Source organism: Pseudomonas lactis (genome assembly GCF_001439845.1).
Taxonomy (GTDB): domain Bacteria; phylum Pseudomonadota; class Gammaproteobacteria; order Pseudomonadales; family Pseudomonadaceae; genus Aquipseudomonas; species Aquipseudomonas lactis.
The window spans coordinates 103,085-118,635 of record NZ_JYLO01000009.1 but is presented as its reverse complement, the minus strand read 5'-3'; the positions used below and the strand labels follow the sequence as shown (position 1 = coordinate 118,635).

The following is a 15,551-nucleotide window of genomic DNA, read 5'->3' as shown; positions in this document are numbered from 1 at the left end:
GGATCGAAAAGATCTACCGACATCATACTAAAGAGATATCTTTAACGTGGTTAAAGATCAGTGATTCCATGACGCTTCTGCGAATGCAGAAGCGCACTATTCGGCCTGGACGGCCCGCCGGAGTAACCACCTATGAGTCCGCACCGGCGTTGGCGTTCGGGCAAGCGGTGCGAGCCGCTCGCCTGGATCAGGGGATTGCTCAGGATGAGTTCGCGGGCTTGGCGGGGATCGCGCGTTCGCACATGGGCAAGATTGAGCGCGGCGAGCACATGCCGACACTCGCTCTCATTCTAAAAATTTCCCTGGCTCTCAAGATCAGCTCGGCCGAACTGATGACGGCCACGGAGCGCAACCTCTACCTTCAGGGCGATGCGTGACGCCGGGTGTGGCGCAGGCGCCGTAGCTAATCGCTCTTTGGCGAACGCAAACGCTCGATGAAGCGCTCTACGGGAACGGATAGTCCGCTACCGCCTTCGGGCCGAAGCAGGTAGGTGATGATGACGGCCGAATCGAGCGCCAACGGCCGGATCACCACGTCGGGACGTTGGCATACCGCGATTCGGGTCGCCGTTGCGAAGCCGATGCCGTAACCAGCTCCGACCAACGTGAGCATCATGTCCAGCGACGAGACATGCTCAACGATGGTGGACTCGCGCTCCAGGGGATGTAGCAGCCGGGTCAATTCGCGGCAGTAGCCCTCGCAAAGCTGCGGATCGCACATCACCAGCGGGTAACTCACGAGTTCACGTAGCGACACTTCCTTGTGGGCCAGCAACGGGTGCCGGATCGGCAAGGTCACCACCAGCGGGTCCTGCCAGATGGGCTCCGTCACCAGTCCGTCGCCGACGTCCGCAGTGTGTGCGAAACCGATCGCGAAGTCGCCGGATCGCAGCCCCCGCAACTGTTCCGCCAGGGTGACCTCGGAGAGCCGTATTTCGATCTCCGGCTCCTCCTGGCGGCACAGGGCAAGAAGTGCAGACAGCCGCGGGTCGATGGCGCCATCGGAGATGGCGATGCGCACGCTGCCTCTTAGGCCTGCGGCGATCGCCCTGACGTTTTCTCGTGCCTGCTCCAGGTTGGTGAACAGCCGGCGAATGTCCTGAAGGAAGGTGGTACCCGCTGGCGTCAACCGCGTTCCCCGCCGATCGCGGTCAAAGAGCAGCACCCCCAGTTCGTCTTCCAATTCCTTGATCGTGCGGGACAGCGGCGGCTGCTCGATGTGCAAGCGCTCCGCAGCACGGGTGAAATGCAGCTCTTCGGCGAGAGCCACGAAGCAGCGCAAATGACGAAGTTCCATGGGCACGTCCTTCAGCAATCCTGGTCATTGGGTTGGCCACGGCGCATTGCTGCCGAAGTGCGCTTAGAGGGGGCGAGGTAGTGCTGGGTCCCTCTTCAGGGCGAGGAAAAAGGCCATCGGTGTATCTGAATAAGAATACATATGTTCATGTATTAACTCAAGTCAAGAGTGGTAGCAACTGTTTCGGAACGTGACGCCGAACCCAACCCGCTCAATGCTTGAGCGGCTAAGGCCGTACTGACGCCAAAGTAGCGCGAGCCCACAGAGGGGCTCGCGAGATGTAGGACCGAAGGCGCTCTGCCTTCATGGAAAAGCCCAAATCAGGCCGGGTTGATTTCCAACGAGCCACGGTTGATCTGGTCGCGTTCCATCGACTCGAACAAGGCGCCGAAGTTTCCTTCGCCGAAGCCCTCGCGGTAGTTGCCCTTGCGCTCGATGAACTCGAAGAACACCGGGCCAAGCAGCGGCTCGGAGAATATCTGCAGCAGCAGGCGGGGCTGGCCGCCTTCGGTCGTGCCGTCGAGCAGAATGCCGCGCGCCTGCAACTCGGGCACGGGCTGGCCATGGCCGGGCAGGCGCTTTTCCAAGTTTGCGTAATAGATGTCGTTGGGGGCGGTCAGCAGCGGGATACCGGCCATCTGCACGCGGTCGAGCGCATCGAGTAGGTTGTCGCACAGCAGGGCGATGTGCTGGATGCCCTCGCCGCTGAACTGCATCAAGAATTCCTCAATCTGGCCGCCGCCCTGGCGTGCTTCCTCGTTCAGCGGGATGCGGATCAGGCCGTCCGGCGCGCTCATCGCCTTGGAAGCCAGGCCGGTGTACTCGCCGTTGATGTCGAAGTAGCGGATCTCCTGGAAGTTGAAGAACTTCGTGTAGAAGTCGGCCCAGTACGTCATGCGGCCGCGATAGACGTTGTGTGTGAGGTGATCGACGATCGAGAAGCCGTGGCCTTTGGGACGGCGATCCACACCGGGTAGGAATTCGAAGTCGATGTCGTAGATGGACTTGCCGTCCTCGAAGCGATCGATCAGGTACAGCGGCGCGCCGCCGATGCCCTTGATCGCCGGTAGGCGCAACTCCATCGGGCCAGTGGGAATGTCCATCGGCTGCGCGCCCAGCTCCAGCGCGCGGTGGTAGGCCTTGTGCGAATCCTTGACGCGGAACGCCAGCCCGCAGGGGCTGGGGCCGTGCTCGCCCGCGAAATACGCCGCCTGGCTTTTAGGCTCGCGGTTGACGATGAAGTTGATGTCGCCCTGGCGGTAGAGCGATACGTCCTTGGAGCGATGCCGGGCCACCTCGGTGAAGCCGAGCTTCTCGAACAGCGGCTCCAGCACGCCGGGCGTCGGCGAGGCGAACTCGACGAATTCAAAGCCGCACAGGCCCATCGGGTTGTCAAAAAGGTCGGTCATCAGGGGTGTCTCTCTTGGGTTTGGGGTGGAAATCTGGACACCCTAGATGGTAAGAAAAAGCCCGCACATCATTTCTGCAAAATCAATTGCAAATAGACTTCTTGATGCCTGATTCCTGCGTGGTGAAAGAAATGAGCACAGAAATAGTCCTTGATGGTACGGATAGACGCCTTATTGATGCATTGCAACGCAATGGAAGGTCCACCTTCGACGAACTGGCCGAACACGCAAGCCTGTCGTCCTCGGCCACGCTGAGGCGGGTGCGCCGCCTCGAAGAGGCTGGCGTCATCGCCGGCTATGTGGCCCTGGTGCACCCCGAACGCATCGGCCTCACCCTCACGGCCTACCTGAACGTGCGCCTCGAAAAGCACTCTGATTCGCACAAGCGCAACCCCATGGACGTGTTCCGCGCGTCGGTTCAGAACTGGCCCGAGGTGGTGGAGTGCCACGCGCTGACCGGCGACATGGACTACCTGTTGCGGGTGGTCGTCAGAGATATGGCCCACTACTCCCGCTTCGTGCTCGATACGCTGCTCAAGCACCCCAGCGTGCAAGACTGCAAGACCAGCTTCGTGCTGGACCGCGTGAAGAGCACCACGGCCTTGCCCCTATGAACATTCGGCAGGTTGGTGTGGCGGGGATGCAAATAGCGCTTGACCTTCCAACCGTGGCAAGGATCAAACTTTAAGCATCCCAACCCGAAAGGAGTTTTCCATGCAATTCCATCTCGAAGACATGACCTGCGGCGGCTGCGCCCGCACTGTGACGAAAACGATCCAAACGATCGACCCCAACGCCAAGATCGTTACGGACCCGCCGACCCGCCGTGTCGAGGTCCAGACCTCGGCCTCGCAAGAGCAGATCGCCGCGGCCCTGAGCGAAGCTGGCTTCCCGCCGCGCGCGCAGTAACACCGCGTCGTGGCCGGCATGCACACAGGACGGCCGATGCGAGCACGTGCGCTGCGCCATATCTGGCGCGGCGCTCAGTGCATCCCAAGGTAGGCGACCTTGGCCCACATCCACAGGGCCATCGCCACCATCATCAGGTTCTCGGTCAGGGACACGAAGTCCAGCGGCACGTTGCTGTCCCCGCCCACGCAGGCGCACTTGAGTTCCCGGCGATCGACATAGACCGCCTTGAAAACCGACACGGCCCCGACGGTCCCGATGAACAGCGCCAACGGAATCGACACCCACATCCCCACGCCCGCGACCATCAGGACGCCTGCGATGGCCTCCGCGAACGGGTAGAAATAGGCATACCGAACCCAGCGCTTGGCCAGCAGGTCGTAGTTGAGGAACATCGTCGCGAAGCCGTCCACGTCCTTGAGCTTCTGCAGCGCCAGGAGACACATGGCAAAGGCCACGAGCCACTCTGCCGCCTGAATGCTCCAGAGCTGGCCGAAGGCCGCCCAGCTCGCCGCCAGCGCCATCGCGGCCGCCATGGCGAACAGCGCGATCACAGGGGTGTAGGTCACGGCGTTCTTGTCCTTCACGGACATGCCGAAGAATTTGCGTAGGTCGTCGTAGCCGCCCACGCGCCGCCCGTTTATGAAGACCTGGGGCGTGGTCTCGACGCCATGCTCCTTCTTGAACGCATCCGTCTGCTCGCGGCTCGCCAAGTGTTTGTCCTCGACCTCGTAGCCCTTGCGTTTGAGCAGATCGAGCGACTTCAGCCCGTAGGGGCAGGTATGGCCGGGCATGACCATTCGGTAGAGCGTGGCTAGCTTGGGCGCAGACATGCAGGACTTCTCCTGTGTGACTTTCCATGGGCCGGCCGTCACGGATTTAAGGACGTTGATGACCTTTCCAGCCTAACCGACGACCGTGCAAAGGGAGTGTAGACACCTGGCTCGCGGGTTGGTCTGGCCCACGGGTTGGTTATCTGGCTGCAATGCCGTCAGTCCTCCATCTGCCAGAGCAACCCTGCCGCAGGCCGGTGCGCCTGAGGCAGCACGCAGGCTCCTAGTGGTTCTCCTTGGCATGGTTGATCGTGTACTTGGGGATCTCGACGGTCAGGTCTTCGGTCGCAACGATGGCCTGGCAGCTCAGCCGCGACTGCGCCTCCAGTCCCCAGGCCCGGTCGAGCAGATCATCCTCGCACTCCTCGACTTCGTTTAGAGAATTAAACCCCTTGCGCACGATGCAGTGACAGGTCGTGCAGGCACAGCTCATGTCGCAGGCATGCTCGATCTCGATGCCGTTGTCCAGCAGGGCCTCGCAGATCGAAGTGCCTGCTGGCACGTTCAGTTCGGCTCCCTCGGGAGCCAGTTCAGGATGGGGCAAGACTGTGATTTTGGGCATATCTCTCCTGGCTGCTCAGTGCGCACGCGGCTTTTTTCCTGCTGCGTTGGCTCGCGCGCGGCGCGGCACTGCGCCAGTGCGCGCTTCGGGCTTGTTGTCACTGGTATCGGGCTGCTCCAGCGTGTGCAGGATCGGGCAGTCGGGCCGTTCGTCGCCGGCGCAACACCGGATCAGCGCCTTGAGCGTCGCGGCCATCTCCAGCATGCTCTCGATGCGCCGGTCCAACTCGTCGATGTGTTGCTGGGCCAGACGCTTTACATCAGCACTCTGGCGCGACTTGTCATTCCACAGTCCCAGCAAGTCCGTGATCTCGGCTACCGAGAAGCCGAGGTCGCGCGAACGCCGGATGAAATGCAACCGGTGAACGTCGTCCTGGGTATAGGCGCGGTAGCCCGAATCGGTGCGGTCAGCCGGAGGGATCAGACCGATTTGCTCGTAGTAGCGGATCATTTTGGCCGAGACCTTCGAGGCCTTGGATGCTTCACCGATGTTCATGGTGTTCCTCCTTTCTCAATGAGCGGTATCCGCCGCCAGCGGCGGCTGGAAGCGGCGCAGGCGCAGCGCGTTTCCGAGCACGAACACGCTGGACAGCGCCATCGCGCCAGCCGCGAAGATCGGCGACAACAGCACACCGTATGCGGGGTACAGGACGCCAGCGGCCACCGGGATCAGGGCCGTGTTGTAGCCAAACGCCCAGAACAGGTTCTGGCGGATGTTGCCGATGGTCGCCTTGGACAGCGCGATGGCGTTGGGCACGCCCTGCAGGTTGCCCGACATCAGCACTACGTCGGCCGACTCCACCGCCACGTCGGTGCCGGTGCCGATGGCCAGGCCCACGTCGGCCTCGGCCAGCGCCGGGGCGTCGTTGATGCCGTCGCCCACGTAGGCGATCTGGCCGTGGCTGGCTTTCAGCCGGCGCACGGCTTCGACCTTGCCCTCGGGCAGCACTTCGGCCACCACCTCGTCGATGCCCAGTTGCTTGGCGATGGCCTGCGCGGTACGCGCGTTGTCGCCGGTGATCATCGCCACCTTCAGGCCGAGCTGGTGCAGCGCGGCAATGGCCGCGGGCGTGCTGGACTTGATCGGATCGGCCACCGCGATGATGGCGGCCAGCCGGCCGTCGATCGAGGCGTACAGCGGCGACTTGCCCTCGTTGCCTAGGCGCTCGGCCGTGCGAGCGAAGCCGCCCACGTCCAACCCCAGCTCACGCATGAAGCGATCGGCACCGACCTCGACACGCGCGCCGTCCACGGTGGCGCGCACGCCCATGCCCGTGACCGAATCGAAGTCTGTCATCGTCGGCAGCGCGATGCCACCTTCCACGGCCGACTCGACGATGGCGCGTGCGATCGGATGCTCCGAGCGCGATTCCACGGCGGCGACCTTCGCCAGCACCTGGTTGCGGTCAAAGCCGTCGGCAATCTCCAGGTCGGTCAGGACCGGGCGGCCCTCGGTCAGCGTGCCGGTCTTGTCCACGGCCACCACCTTGGCGTCCTTGAGCAGTTGCAGGGCTTCACCCTTGCGGAACAGCACGCCCATCTCAGCGCCCCGGCCCGTGCCGACCATGATGGAGGTCGGCGTCGCCAGACCCATGGCGCACGGGCAGGCAATGATCAGCACCGCCACGGCATTGACCAGCGCGAAGGACAGCGCGGGCGACGGGCCGAACACCAGCCAGACCAGGAAGGTCAGCACGGCGGCCAGCATGACGGCGGGCACGAACCACAGCGTCACCTTGTCCACCACGGCCTGGATCGGCAGCTTGGAACCTTGCGCCTGCTCGACCATGCGGATGATCTGCGCCAGCATGGTCTGACCGCCCACGGCGGTGGCACGCAGCGTCAGCGCACCCTTCTGGTTGACGGTGCCGCCGACCACGGTGCTGCCTTCCGCCTTTTCGACGGGAATCGGCTCGCCGGTGATCATCGACTCGTCCACGAAGCTGCGGCCCTCGGTCACTTCACCATCGACCGGCACGCGCTCGCCGGGGCGCACTTCCACGATGTCGCCCTGCGCCACGTCGTTGATCGGGATGTCCACGATGCGGCCGTCGCGCAGCACGTGCGCCTCCTTGGCCTGTAGGCCGACCAGGCGCTTGATGGCCTCGGAGGTGCGGCCCTTGGCCCGTGCCTCAAGAAAGCGGCCCAGCAGGATCAGCGCCACGATGACGGCGGCCGCCTCGTAGTACACGTTCACCGTGCCGGCCGGCAGCAGACTGGGCGCGAACGTGGCGACCATCGAATAGCCGAAGGCCGCGGCCGTGCCGACCGCGACCAGCGAGTTCATGTCGGGACCCAGGCGGAACAGCGCCGGGAAGCCCTTCTCGTAGAAGCGCCAGCCCGGAATGGCGAGCACCAGCAGGGTCAGCACGAACTGCAGATACCAGCTCTGCTGGATGCCGATGGTGGAAGCCACCCACTCGTGCATGCCGGGAATCATGTGCGAGCCCATTTCGAGCACGAACACAGGCAGCGCCAGCACGGCGGCCAGGGTCAGGTCGCGCTTGAGTTCGGCGCGCTCGGCGTCCTTTTTCTCGGCGGCTTCCTCGTCGGCCTGCATGCTGGTATCGACAGGGCTGGCCTCGTAGCCGACCTTATCGACAGCCGCGATTAGATCCTGCACGGATGCCACACCACGCACGGTAGCGCGCTCGGTCGCCAGATTGACCACAGCCTCAGTGACGCCCGGCACCGCCTTGAGCGCCTTCTCGACGCGGCCCACGCACGAAGCGCAGGTCATGCCTCCGATCGCCAGCTCGATGGTGCCCTGAGGCACGTCGTACCCTACCTTCTCGATCGCCTGGATCAGCGCCATGCGATCGACAGCACGGTTCAGGCGAATGTCCGCTCGCTCGGTGGCGAGATTGACAGACACGCTTGCCACGCCCTCGACCTTGGCAAGGGCGGCCTCGACTCGGCCGACGCAGCTTGCGCAGGTCATGCCCTCGATGGGCAGGCTGATTGCCGCTGCTTGGCCGCCAGCACTACTCGTTGTTGCCATGCTCATGGTGTGCTTCCCATAGTTGAAATTCGACATGGAGGGAGCTTAGGGTTTACCATCGTGGGAAGGTCAAGCGCTTTTTCGGATGCTGTCAGGTTTCAGAAATGACCCGGTGCACGGGGAGCGGAGGCCTTGCCTGCCAGGCTCGCACTGGTTCTTTGCTGCGCGCGCCTAAGCGGCTGCTGCCTTGTTAATTCTGAAGGGCGAAAACAGCCATTCGAGGTTAGGAAATATTTTAAAAATGAATACAAGTAAGCCATTCAGTACCCCACCGAAGGATCCCAGCGCCAATTTGGAATCGCTGTCACAGAATGACGTGACCATCTTGGCTGAGACATTCCGCCTCCTGGGTGACCCGTCCCGGCTGAGAATCATGCTGTGCTGCATGAAGGGCTCATCCTCGGTCGGGGATATCGCTGAAACCCTCGAACTCTCGCAGTCGCTGGTGAGCCACCACCTGCGGCTGCTGCGCGGTGCTCGCCTGGTCAAGGGCGTGCGCCAGGCCAAACAGATCTTCTATGAGGTGGCGGACAAGCACGTGAACCAGGTGCTGCTGGATATGGCCACCCACATCGCGGAAGACCACAACGACGAGTAACTGTTGGGCATAGCATGCCGTTGCAGCGTGGCCTACGTTCCATGGCGATATGCGCCCCACCGCCCGCAGCTGCGTTCGGTGAGGCGGTTTGGATGCCGCTTCCGATCAATCAGAAGTTGAGCGCGCGCTTGTCCACTGCCAGCGAGGCCTCTTTGAACGTCTCGGAGAGGGTCGGATGGGCAAAGCAGATGCGGGCGATGTCTTCGCTGCTGGCCTTGAACGCCATGGCGATCACGGCCTCGGCCACCAGTTCGCTGGCCTGCGGGCCGACTACATGCACGCCGAGTATCTCGTCCGTGGCAGAATCGGCGATCACCTTGACGAGGCCCGTCGTGTCGCCCAGTGCACGCGCGCGGCCATTGGCCATGAACGGGAAGGAACCGATTCGATAGGCGGTGCCCTGCTCTTTGAGCTGCTGCTCGGTGCGGCCTACCCAGGCAATCTCCGGGCTGGTGTAGATGACGTTGGGGATCGTGTTGAAATCGACGTGACCGTGCTGGCCGGCAATGCGCTCGGCCACTGCGACACCTTCCTCTTCCGCCTTGTGCGCCAACATCGGGCCACGCACCACGTCACCGATGGCCCAGATGCCGGGCACACTGGTGCGGCATGCATCGTCCACCACCACGGCGCCGCGCTCATCCAGTTGGAGTCCCACGGCGGCCGGATTCAGGCCTTCGGTGTTGGGCACACGGCCGATAGCCACGATCACTTTGTCTGCCTGCAAGGACTGCGTCTGGCCCTGGCTGTCGGTGTAGTGAATAGTCACGCCGGCCTCGGTTGCATTGACTTCGCGAACCTTCGCACCTAGTTCGATCTTCAGGGCTTGCTTGTCGAACGCCTTCTTCGCCTCCTTGGCGATGGCTTGGTCGACGATTGGCAGGAAGCTGGGCAAGCCTTCGAGGATCGTGACATCCGCCCCCAGGCGGCGCCAAACGGAGCCCAGCTCCAGGCCGATCACGCCGGCACCGATGACGGTCAACCGATTGGGCACGGCCGCGATGTTCAGCGCGCCGTCGTTGGAGAGCACGACCCGCTCATCGAACGGTAGGTTGGGGAGCGGCCGCACGTTGGAGCCTGTGGCAACGATGATCTGCTTGCCCACCAAGGTAACAGCCTCATCGGCGGCGACGCTCACCTCGAAGCCACCATCGACAGTCCTGGTGAAAGACGCCAGGCCGTTGAAGAACTGGACCTTGTTTTTGCGGAACAGATAAAGGATGCCTTCGTTGCTGGACTTCACCACCTGATTCTTACGTTCCAGCATCGTGGTCACATCCATGCGCAGATCACCCGTGGAGATGCCGTGCGTGCCAAAGTGGTGCTTGGCTTGTTCAAAGTTCTCTGACGACTGCAGTAGCGCTTTCGAAGGGATACAACCGATGTTGTTGCAGGTACCGCCAGGTGCTGGCTTTCCGTCCTTGTTCTTCCAGGCATCTACACAAGCGACCTTCATGCCTAATTGGGCAGCGCGAATGGCCGCGATGTATCCGCCAGGGCCGGCACCGATAACAATGACGTCGAAATGCATGTCCATGATTTACATCTCCAAAGTTTTTGAGGAAATAGTGAGCGCCTATGTCGCGCCTTTTGTCAGGTGGTCGCCAGATTACAGCTCGTTCCCTGACGATCACGTTGAACACTACGGAAGAACGAACCGGGCGCTCGCGGTATTGCCCCCACGTTCGACTTGGACAACGGCCTTCGTGCCCTTGGCTGCGGCGAAGGTCCCGCTGCCTTCGAGGCGGCTTCCGTCCGCGGCAGGCGTGAGTTGCACCTCCTGCTTTTGTGAGCCGGTCAACAGCGTGAGCTTGGCTTTGGTGTTGCTTACGTTGACCTGCTTGCCGTGGTCGCGCAGGTAGAGTTGCGCTGCTGCGGGCTGAACGACCAACTCGTAGTCCACGTCCCGGACTTCGGTCACGACGCCACCATGCAGCGGCTTGTGGTCATGCGCGTGGTCATGGTCGCCTGCGGCGAAGGCGGTGACGGATGCCAGGGCGAGGGCGGTGCCAGCCGTGAGGGAACGAAATCGAACAGACATGAAAGCTCCTATAGGGTTACGGTGGTTGAAATCGGGTGACAGAAGGCGTTGCATCAGAATGCCCCCGCGTCGCGGTCGTCCAGCAGGCGTTCGGCAGGCTTGCGGCCGAACAGCCAGAACATGGCGGGTGTAAGGAAGGTGTCCAGCAGCGTGGAGCTGACCAGCCCCGAGAAGATCACCACCGCGACGGGGTGCAGGATCTCAGTACCGGGTCGTGACGCCTCGAACAACAGCGGGGCCAGTGCGAAGGCCGTGACCAGCGCGGTCATCAGAACCGGGGAAAGCCGTTCGAGCGAGCCACGCACGATCATCTTCTGGTCGAAGTCCTCGCCCTCCATGCGCATGAGGTTGAGGTAGTGGCTCACCTTCAGGATGCCGTTGCGCACAGAAATACCCGCGAGCGTGATGAAGCCGACCAGAGCGGCCACGGACAACGGCTGGCCAGACAGCCACAGCCCCAGCACGGCGCCGACCAGGGCCAATGGAATGTTCACCATGATGAGCGCCGATAGGGCGACCGACTTGTAGCGCGTGTACAACACCACGAACATGAGCGTCAGGGAGACGATGGACAGCAGGCCCACCAGTCGCGAGGCTTCCTCTTGTGCCTGGAACTGGCCGCCCAGCGTGATGAAGTAGCCTTCGGGCAAGCGCACTTCTTGGACGACGCTGCGTATGTCGGCCACTACTTCGGACAGCGGCCGTCTCTGAGCGTTGGCCGACAAAACTATGCGCCGACGGCCATCGTCGCGGCTGACCTGGTTGGGGCCGTCGCTGTCTTCGATGGTGGCAAGGCGCGACAACGGGACCCGACCCATGGGCGTGTCGATGAGGATGCGGCTCAAGCCCTCAATCGACCGCGCCTGCTCGGGCAGGCGAACCACCAGCGCGAAGCGGCGGTTGCCCTCGATGACCTCGGTGATCTTTTCGCCTTCGACCAGGCTTTGTAGCGTGGACAGAATTTGCGGTGCGGCCACGCCGTAGCGTCCCGCCGCCGCATAATCCACGCGGATTTTGATCTGCGGCGCAAGGACCTGCTTTTCGATCTCCAGGTCAGCAAGCCCCGGAATTCCGGCCAGCTTGGCGCGCAGCAGATCCGCCTGCCCGCGCAGGACGTCCAGGTCCTCGCCGAACACCTTGATGGCGATCTGCGAGCGCACCCCCGACAACATGTGGTCGATGCGGTGCGAGATCGGCTGGCCAATGCCGATGGAGCCGGGCAAGTGAGCCAGACGCGAACGGATGTCGGCGGTGATCTCCTCCATGGAGCGCTTTAGCTCCGAGGCGGGCAGCAGGCCCACGTCCAGCTCGCTGACATGCACGCCTTCGGCATGCTCGTCCAGCTCGGCCCGTCCGCTGCGCCGGCCCACGTGCTGCACCTCTGGCACCTGCGCGACCAGCAGCTCGGCTTGCTGGGCAAGCGCCGAAGATTCGGCCAGCGTCACACCGGGATTCAGGCGCAGGCCCACCAGCAACGTTCCTTCATTGAACGGGGGCAGGAACGTGGTCGGGAAGAATGGCACCGCGGCGACAGCCAGTGTGACAGCCACAGCGGCCATGCCAAGGGCGGCACGCGGCCGCTGCAAGACCCGCTGCAGGCCGCCCTGATAGCGCGTCTTCAACCAGGCTAGAAGCCGAGTGTCGCCATGGTCCAGCGTCCTCATCTTGGGCAGCAGGTAGTACGAAAGCACCGGAGTGACCGTCACAGAGACCAGCAGCGAGGCCAGCGTGGAGACGATGAAGGCGATGCCCAGCGGCACGAACAAGCGCCCCTCCATCCCCGGCAGCGCGAACAGAGGCAGGAACACCAGCACAATGATCATCGTGGCGTAGAGAATCGCCGAGCGAACCTCCATCGAGGCCCTGGCAACGATGACCAGGGGCGTCAGCCGGTTCTCAGGGTGGCGGGTGCGGTCCTCCTTGAGCCGCCGCATGATGTTCTCCACATCGACCACAGCATCGTCCACGAGACCGCCGATGGCGATCGCCAGCCCACCGAGCGTCATGGTGTTGATTGATAGGCCGAAATAGTGGAACACCAGCCCGGTCACGAAGATCGAGGCAGGAATCGCGGTCAACGCGATCACCAGGGGGCGCAAAGTGCCCAGGAAGAAGAACAGGATCACCGCCACGAAGACCGATGCGCCGATGAGCTTGCCTTGCAGCGTGCTGATGGACGCCTCGATGAAGTTGGCTTGTCGGAAGGTCACCTGTGGCTCGGCCATGCCAGCCGGCAGTGAGCCCTTCATGTCCGCCAACGCTGACTCGATCGAGCGGGTCAGTGCAATCGTATCGGCCGTGGGCTGCTTTTGGATGCCCAGGATCACGGCTGGCAGGCCCTCGAAGCCCGCATCGCCGCGCTTGATGGCTGGCGCAAACTGAACATCGGCGACCTGGTGGAGCAGGATGGGTTGGCCCGCACGCACCGCGAGAGGCAGGTTACGCAGGTCGTCGAGTCGGGACGTGCGGCCCAGGTTGCGGATCAGGTACTCGCGGCCATTGATCTCCAGGAAGCCGCCGGAAGTGTTCGCGGAGAAGCCCTTGAGAGCCGCATCCAGATCGGACGCAGTCACGCCCAGCTCTGACATACGCGTGGTGTTGGGCTGGACCTGGAACTGACGGACCTCGCCTCCGATCGGGATGACTTGGGCAACACCAGGTATGGCCATCAGCCGGGGGCGTAGCACCCAGTCCGCGTACTCGCGAGTGTCCATGGCCGACAGCGGCGGGGCTGCGTTCTTCTGCCCTGAGGGCTTGGCACCGATGGGGATTGCAATCTGCATGATCTCGCCCATCACTGAGCTGATTGGCCCCATAGTGGGCGTCACGCCCGGGGCTAGCCCTTCCTCCATGGACGTCAGGCGTTCGGAGACCATCTGGCGCGCCCGGAAGATGTCGGTCTTCCAGTCAAATGTCACGTAGATGAAGGAAAGCCCGGCGCTGGAGACCGAGCGCACGCTTTCGACGCTGGGCAGGCCGTTCATGGCCGTTTCGAGCGGGAACGTGATGAGTTGCTCGACTTCTTCGGCAGCCATGCCGCCAGCCTCCGTCATGAGAGTGACGGTCGGCTTGTTGAGATCGGGAAAGACATCTACCGGCGTGCGCGTCAGGGTGAACGCGCCATACGCCATCAGCACCAGCGCCCCGATGATGACCAGGAGCCGGTTTCGTAAGCTATTTTCGAGAAGCCACTTGAACATGGAATGGTGCCCCTCAACGAACTTGATTGATCAGGGACGCGCCCTCGACAACCACGCGGTCGCCGTCCGCCAGGCCCGAAGTGACAGCGATGGATGCACCATCCAAAGGAGTGATGTTCACGACACGCGGCTCGAAGCGCTCGGCCTGGTCTTTGACCCAGACGATGTTCTGGTTGGCAGGGTTCTTCATCAGCGCACCGGAAGGCACGCGGTAGCCAGGTACCGTCGTCGCCTCTTGCACGAAGACCACCACCGGCATACCGACCGCCAAGCGCGAGAGGCTTTCGCTGGTGCCCTTGAACAGCATGGGCAGGGCCTGCTCGCGCAGGCTGCTGGCGGCACCGACGAAGCTCAGCGGCACCTTCTGACCGCCTACTGCGAGTGCAGCACCGGCCAGGTTCTGTGCCATTGCCGGATCGTAGGCAAGCGCCTCGATGCGCAGTTGGGTCGGATCGACCACCTCAAACACCAGTTCGCGCGCATCCACGACCTGCCCGGCAACTGCGGGGCTGGATGCGATGACGCCGCTGACTGGGGCCTTCAGTACGTCCCTGCCGGCGAGGCCCCCGCTCAAGGCGCGGGCGCGTTCGGTCAGGCTGTTCACTTCGCTTTCGGCTGCTTCGATCTCCTTGCGGGGCACGGTCTCCGACAGCTCGCGCAGCCGGGCCAAGCGCTTCTGCGCGAGCGCTTGGCCCGCACGCAGCTCGGCAACCTGGGCCATCTGGCCTGAGCGCTCCAGCACACCGCTGGCCGGTTCGATGTAAGCCAGCACCTGGCCCTTGCGCACGGATTGGCCGATCTGCGGCAGACCATCCGGCCCGGGCACCAGCCGGCCCATTACCATTGCCTGGACCTTGCCGCCTGTCGTCGGGTCCATGATTACTTTGCCAGCCAGTTCATGGCTGCGGGCCAAGGGCTCCTGCTTGATCAGCTGGGTGCGTACACCGATCTGACGTTGCGACGGTTTCGGAAGAAACACGCTGCCATCAGGCTGGCGCTGGGGGCCATTGGAAGACGCAGCCGGCGCTTCGTCGCCGTGGTCATGGCCGTCGTGAGCGAACGCGGGAGCAGCCAGAGCCAATGCAGCCGCCATGGCCGTCGTCATTAGGAAACGGAAGTTGCGCTTCATGCTGCACCTCGCAGTGCACCGTTGGTGCGTGTACGTCTGCGCAGCGCCCACGCTAGGACACCGACGCCGAGGACTGCGGCACCGCCACCTAGTACGACCACACGGCCGGATGCGACGGCATGCTCGTGTTCGGCGTCTTCGCTATGAACATCGAGAACGCCCGTCAACAGGTCCGATTGGCCCTGCGCAGTAATAGTGGCCATGATTGAGGTCTCGCCATCGGATAGCGGCTCAGTCAGATCGGCCTCGAACTCTCCAACCCCGTGTGAGCTGACCTTTACCTGTTGACCACCCAGCTCGAGGGTCAGCTCGCCATCGGTCACCGGCCGGTTGTCGGCAGCATGGTCGAGGTAGAGTGTGAGACGCTGGCCGTTCAGCACACCCACCAGTTCGAAGTCATCGGAAACTGCGGCAAAGCGCGGAAGCGCGGCCGCTGCGGGGGCAGGAGCGGCTTCGCCATGGTCATGGCCGTCGCCGGCCCACGTTGCGCTACTGCCAAGCAGGAGGCTGGACAAGGCAGCTGCACGCCAGAAAGAGGATTGCGACATTTCTAAGGTTCCAGGATGGTTGAGC

15 protein-coding genes are annotated in these 15,551 nt (G+C 63.0%); 4 read left to right on the top strand and 11 right to left on the bottom strand.

The window, feature by feature from the left end; all coding sequences use genetic code 11:
- The first annotated feature begins 68 nt into the window (after positions 1 to 68).
- Positions 69 to 377, top strand: a complete 309-nt coding sequence (locus TX24_RS16685; RefSeq protein ID WP_017642573.1) for a helix-turn-helix domain-containing protein — start codon at positions 69 to 71, stop codon at positions 375 to 377.
- A 26-nt stretch (positions 378 to 403) separates the two neighbouring features.
- Here the strand turns inward: TX24_RS16685 and TX24_RS16680 are convergent, their stop codons facing one another.
- Both TX24_RS16680 and hppD read right to left on the bottom strand, forming a co-directional pair.
- Positions 404 to 1,297 (bottom strand): LysR family transcriptional regulator, encoded by an 894-nt coding sequence (locus TX24_RS16680; RefSeq protein ID WP_003821171.1) that lies wholly within the window; start codon positions 1,295 to 1,297, stop codon positions 404 to 406.
- 320 nt (positions 1,298 to 1,617) lie between these two features.
- Positions 1,618 to 2,706 (bottom strand): 4-hydroxyphenylpyruvate dioxygenase, encoded by a 1,089-nt coding sequence (hppD, locus tag TX24_RS16675; protein ID WP_003821169.1) that lies wholly within the window; start codon positions 2,704 to 2,706, stop codon positions 1,618 to 1,620.
- 131 nt (positions 2,707 to 2,837) lie between these two features.
- Here hppD and TX24_RS16670 point away from each other — a divergent pair, with 131 nt between their 5' ends.
- The gene (locus TX24_RS16670; RefSeq protein ID WP_033471055.1) at positions 2,838 to 3,320 is read left to right on the top strand and encodes an Lrp/AsnC family transcriptional regulator; all 483 of its coding nucleotides are present in this window, start codon (positions 2,838 to 2,840) and stop codon (positions 3,318 to 3,320) included.
- A gap of 100 nt (positions 3,321 to 3,420) precedes the next feature.
- Positions 3,421 to 3,615: a heavy-metal-associated domain-containing protein gene (locus TX24_RS16665; protein WP_003821167.1), complete on the top strand. Its 195-nt coding sequence runs from the start codon at positions 3,421 to 3,423 to the stop codon at positions 3,613 to 3,615.
- Between the two features lie 74 nt (positions 3,616 to 3,689).
- Here TX24_RS16665 and TX24_RS16660 read toward each other — a convergent pair whose 3' ends face one another.
- From TX24_RS16660 to TX24_RS16645, 4 genes are all read right to left on the bottom strand, one after another.
- Positions 3,690 to 4,448: a MauE/DoxX family redox-associated membrane protein gene (locus TX24_RS16660; protein WP_017642570.1), complete on the bottom strand. Its 759-nt coding sequence runs from the start codon at positions 4,446 to 4,448 to the stop codon at positions 3,690 to 3,692.
- A 223-nt stretch (positions 4,449 to 4,671) separates the two neighbouring features.
- Entirely contained in the window at positions 4,672 to 5,010 is a 339-nt protein-coding gene (gene fdx / locus TX24_RS16655; protein ID WP_003821165.1) for an ISC system 2Fe-2S type ferredoxin, read from the bottom strand.
- Between the two features lie 15 nt (positions 5,011 to 5,025).
- Positions 5,026 to 5,505: a Cu(I)-responsive transcriptional regulator gene (gene cueR, locus TX24_RS16650; protein ID WP_003821164.1), complete on the bottom strand. Its 480-nt coding sequence runs from the start codon at positions 5,503 to 5,505 to the stop codon at positions 5,026 to 5,028.
- 15 nt (positions 5,506 to 5,520) lie between these two features.
- Complete coding sequence (locus TX24_RS16645) at positions 5,521 to 8,016, bottom strand: heavy metal translocating P-type ATPase (RefSeq protein ID WP_033471058.1); 2,496 nt, start codon at positions 8,014 to 8,016, stop codon at positions 5,521 to 5,523.
- A 235-nt stretch (positions 8,017 to 8,251) separates the two neighbouring features.
- Between TX24_RS16645 and TX24_RS16640 the strand changes: the two genes are divergently transcribed.
- Complete coding sequence (locus TX24_RS16640) at positions 8,252 to 8,608, top strand: ArsR/SmtB family transcription factor (protein ID WP_003821162.1); 357 nt, start codon at positions 8,252 to 8,254, stop codon at positions 8,606 to 8,608.
- Between the two features lie 109 nt (positions 8,609 to 8,717).
- Here the strand turns inward: TX24_RS16640 and lpdA are convergent, their stop codons facing one another.
- The 5 genes from lpdA to TX24_RS16615 all read right to left on the bottom strand — a co-directional run bounded on the left by lpdA (position 8,718) and on the right by TX24_RS16615 (position 15,526).
- The gene (gene lpdA, locus TX24_RS16635; protein ID WP_003821161.1) at positions 8,718 to 10,145 is read right to left on the bottom strand and encodes a dihydrolipoyl dehydrogenase; all 1,428 of its coding nucleotides are present in this window, start codon (positions 10,143 to 10,145) and stop codon (positions 8,718 to 8,720) included.
- A gap of 105 nt (positions 10,146 to 10,250) precedes the next feature.
- Positions 10,251 to 10,649, bottom strand: a complete 399-nt coding sequence (locus TX24_RS16630; protein WP_015912828.1) for a hypothetical protein — start codon at positions 10,647 to 10,649, stop codon at positions 10,251 to 10,253.
- 53 nt (positions 10,650 to 10,702) lie between these two features.
- Entirely contained in the window at positions 10,703 to 13,849 is a 3,147-nt protein-coding gene (locus tag TX24_RS16625) for an efflux RND transporter permease subunit (RefSeq protein ID WP_003821160.1), read from the bottom strand.
- 13 nt (positions 13,850 to 13,862) lie between these two features.
- Positions 13,863 to 14,978 (bottom strand): efflux RND transporter periplasmic adaptor subunit, encoded by a 1,116-nt coding sequence (locus TX24_RS16620; protein ID WP_003821159.1) that lies wholly within the window; start codon positions 14,976 to 14,978, stop codon positions 13,863 to 13,865.
- Entirely contained in the window at positions 14,975 to 15,526 is a 552-nt protein-coding gene (locus tag TX24_RS16615; protein WP_015912829.1) for a hypothetical protein, read from the bottom strand. Before TX24_RS16615 ends, TX24_RS16620 begins: the two co-directional genes overlap by 4 nt.
- Positions 15,527 to 15,551: the final 25 nt, after the last annotated feature.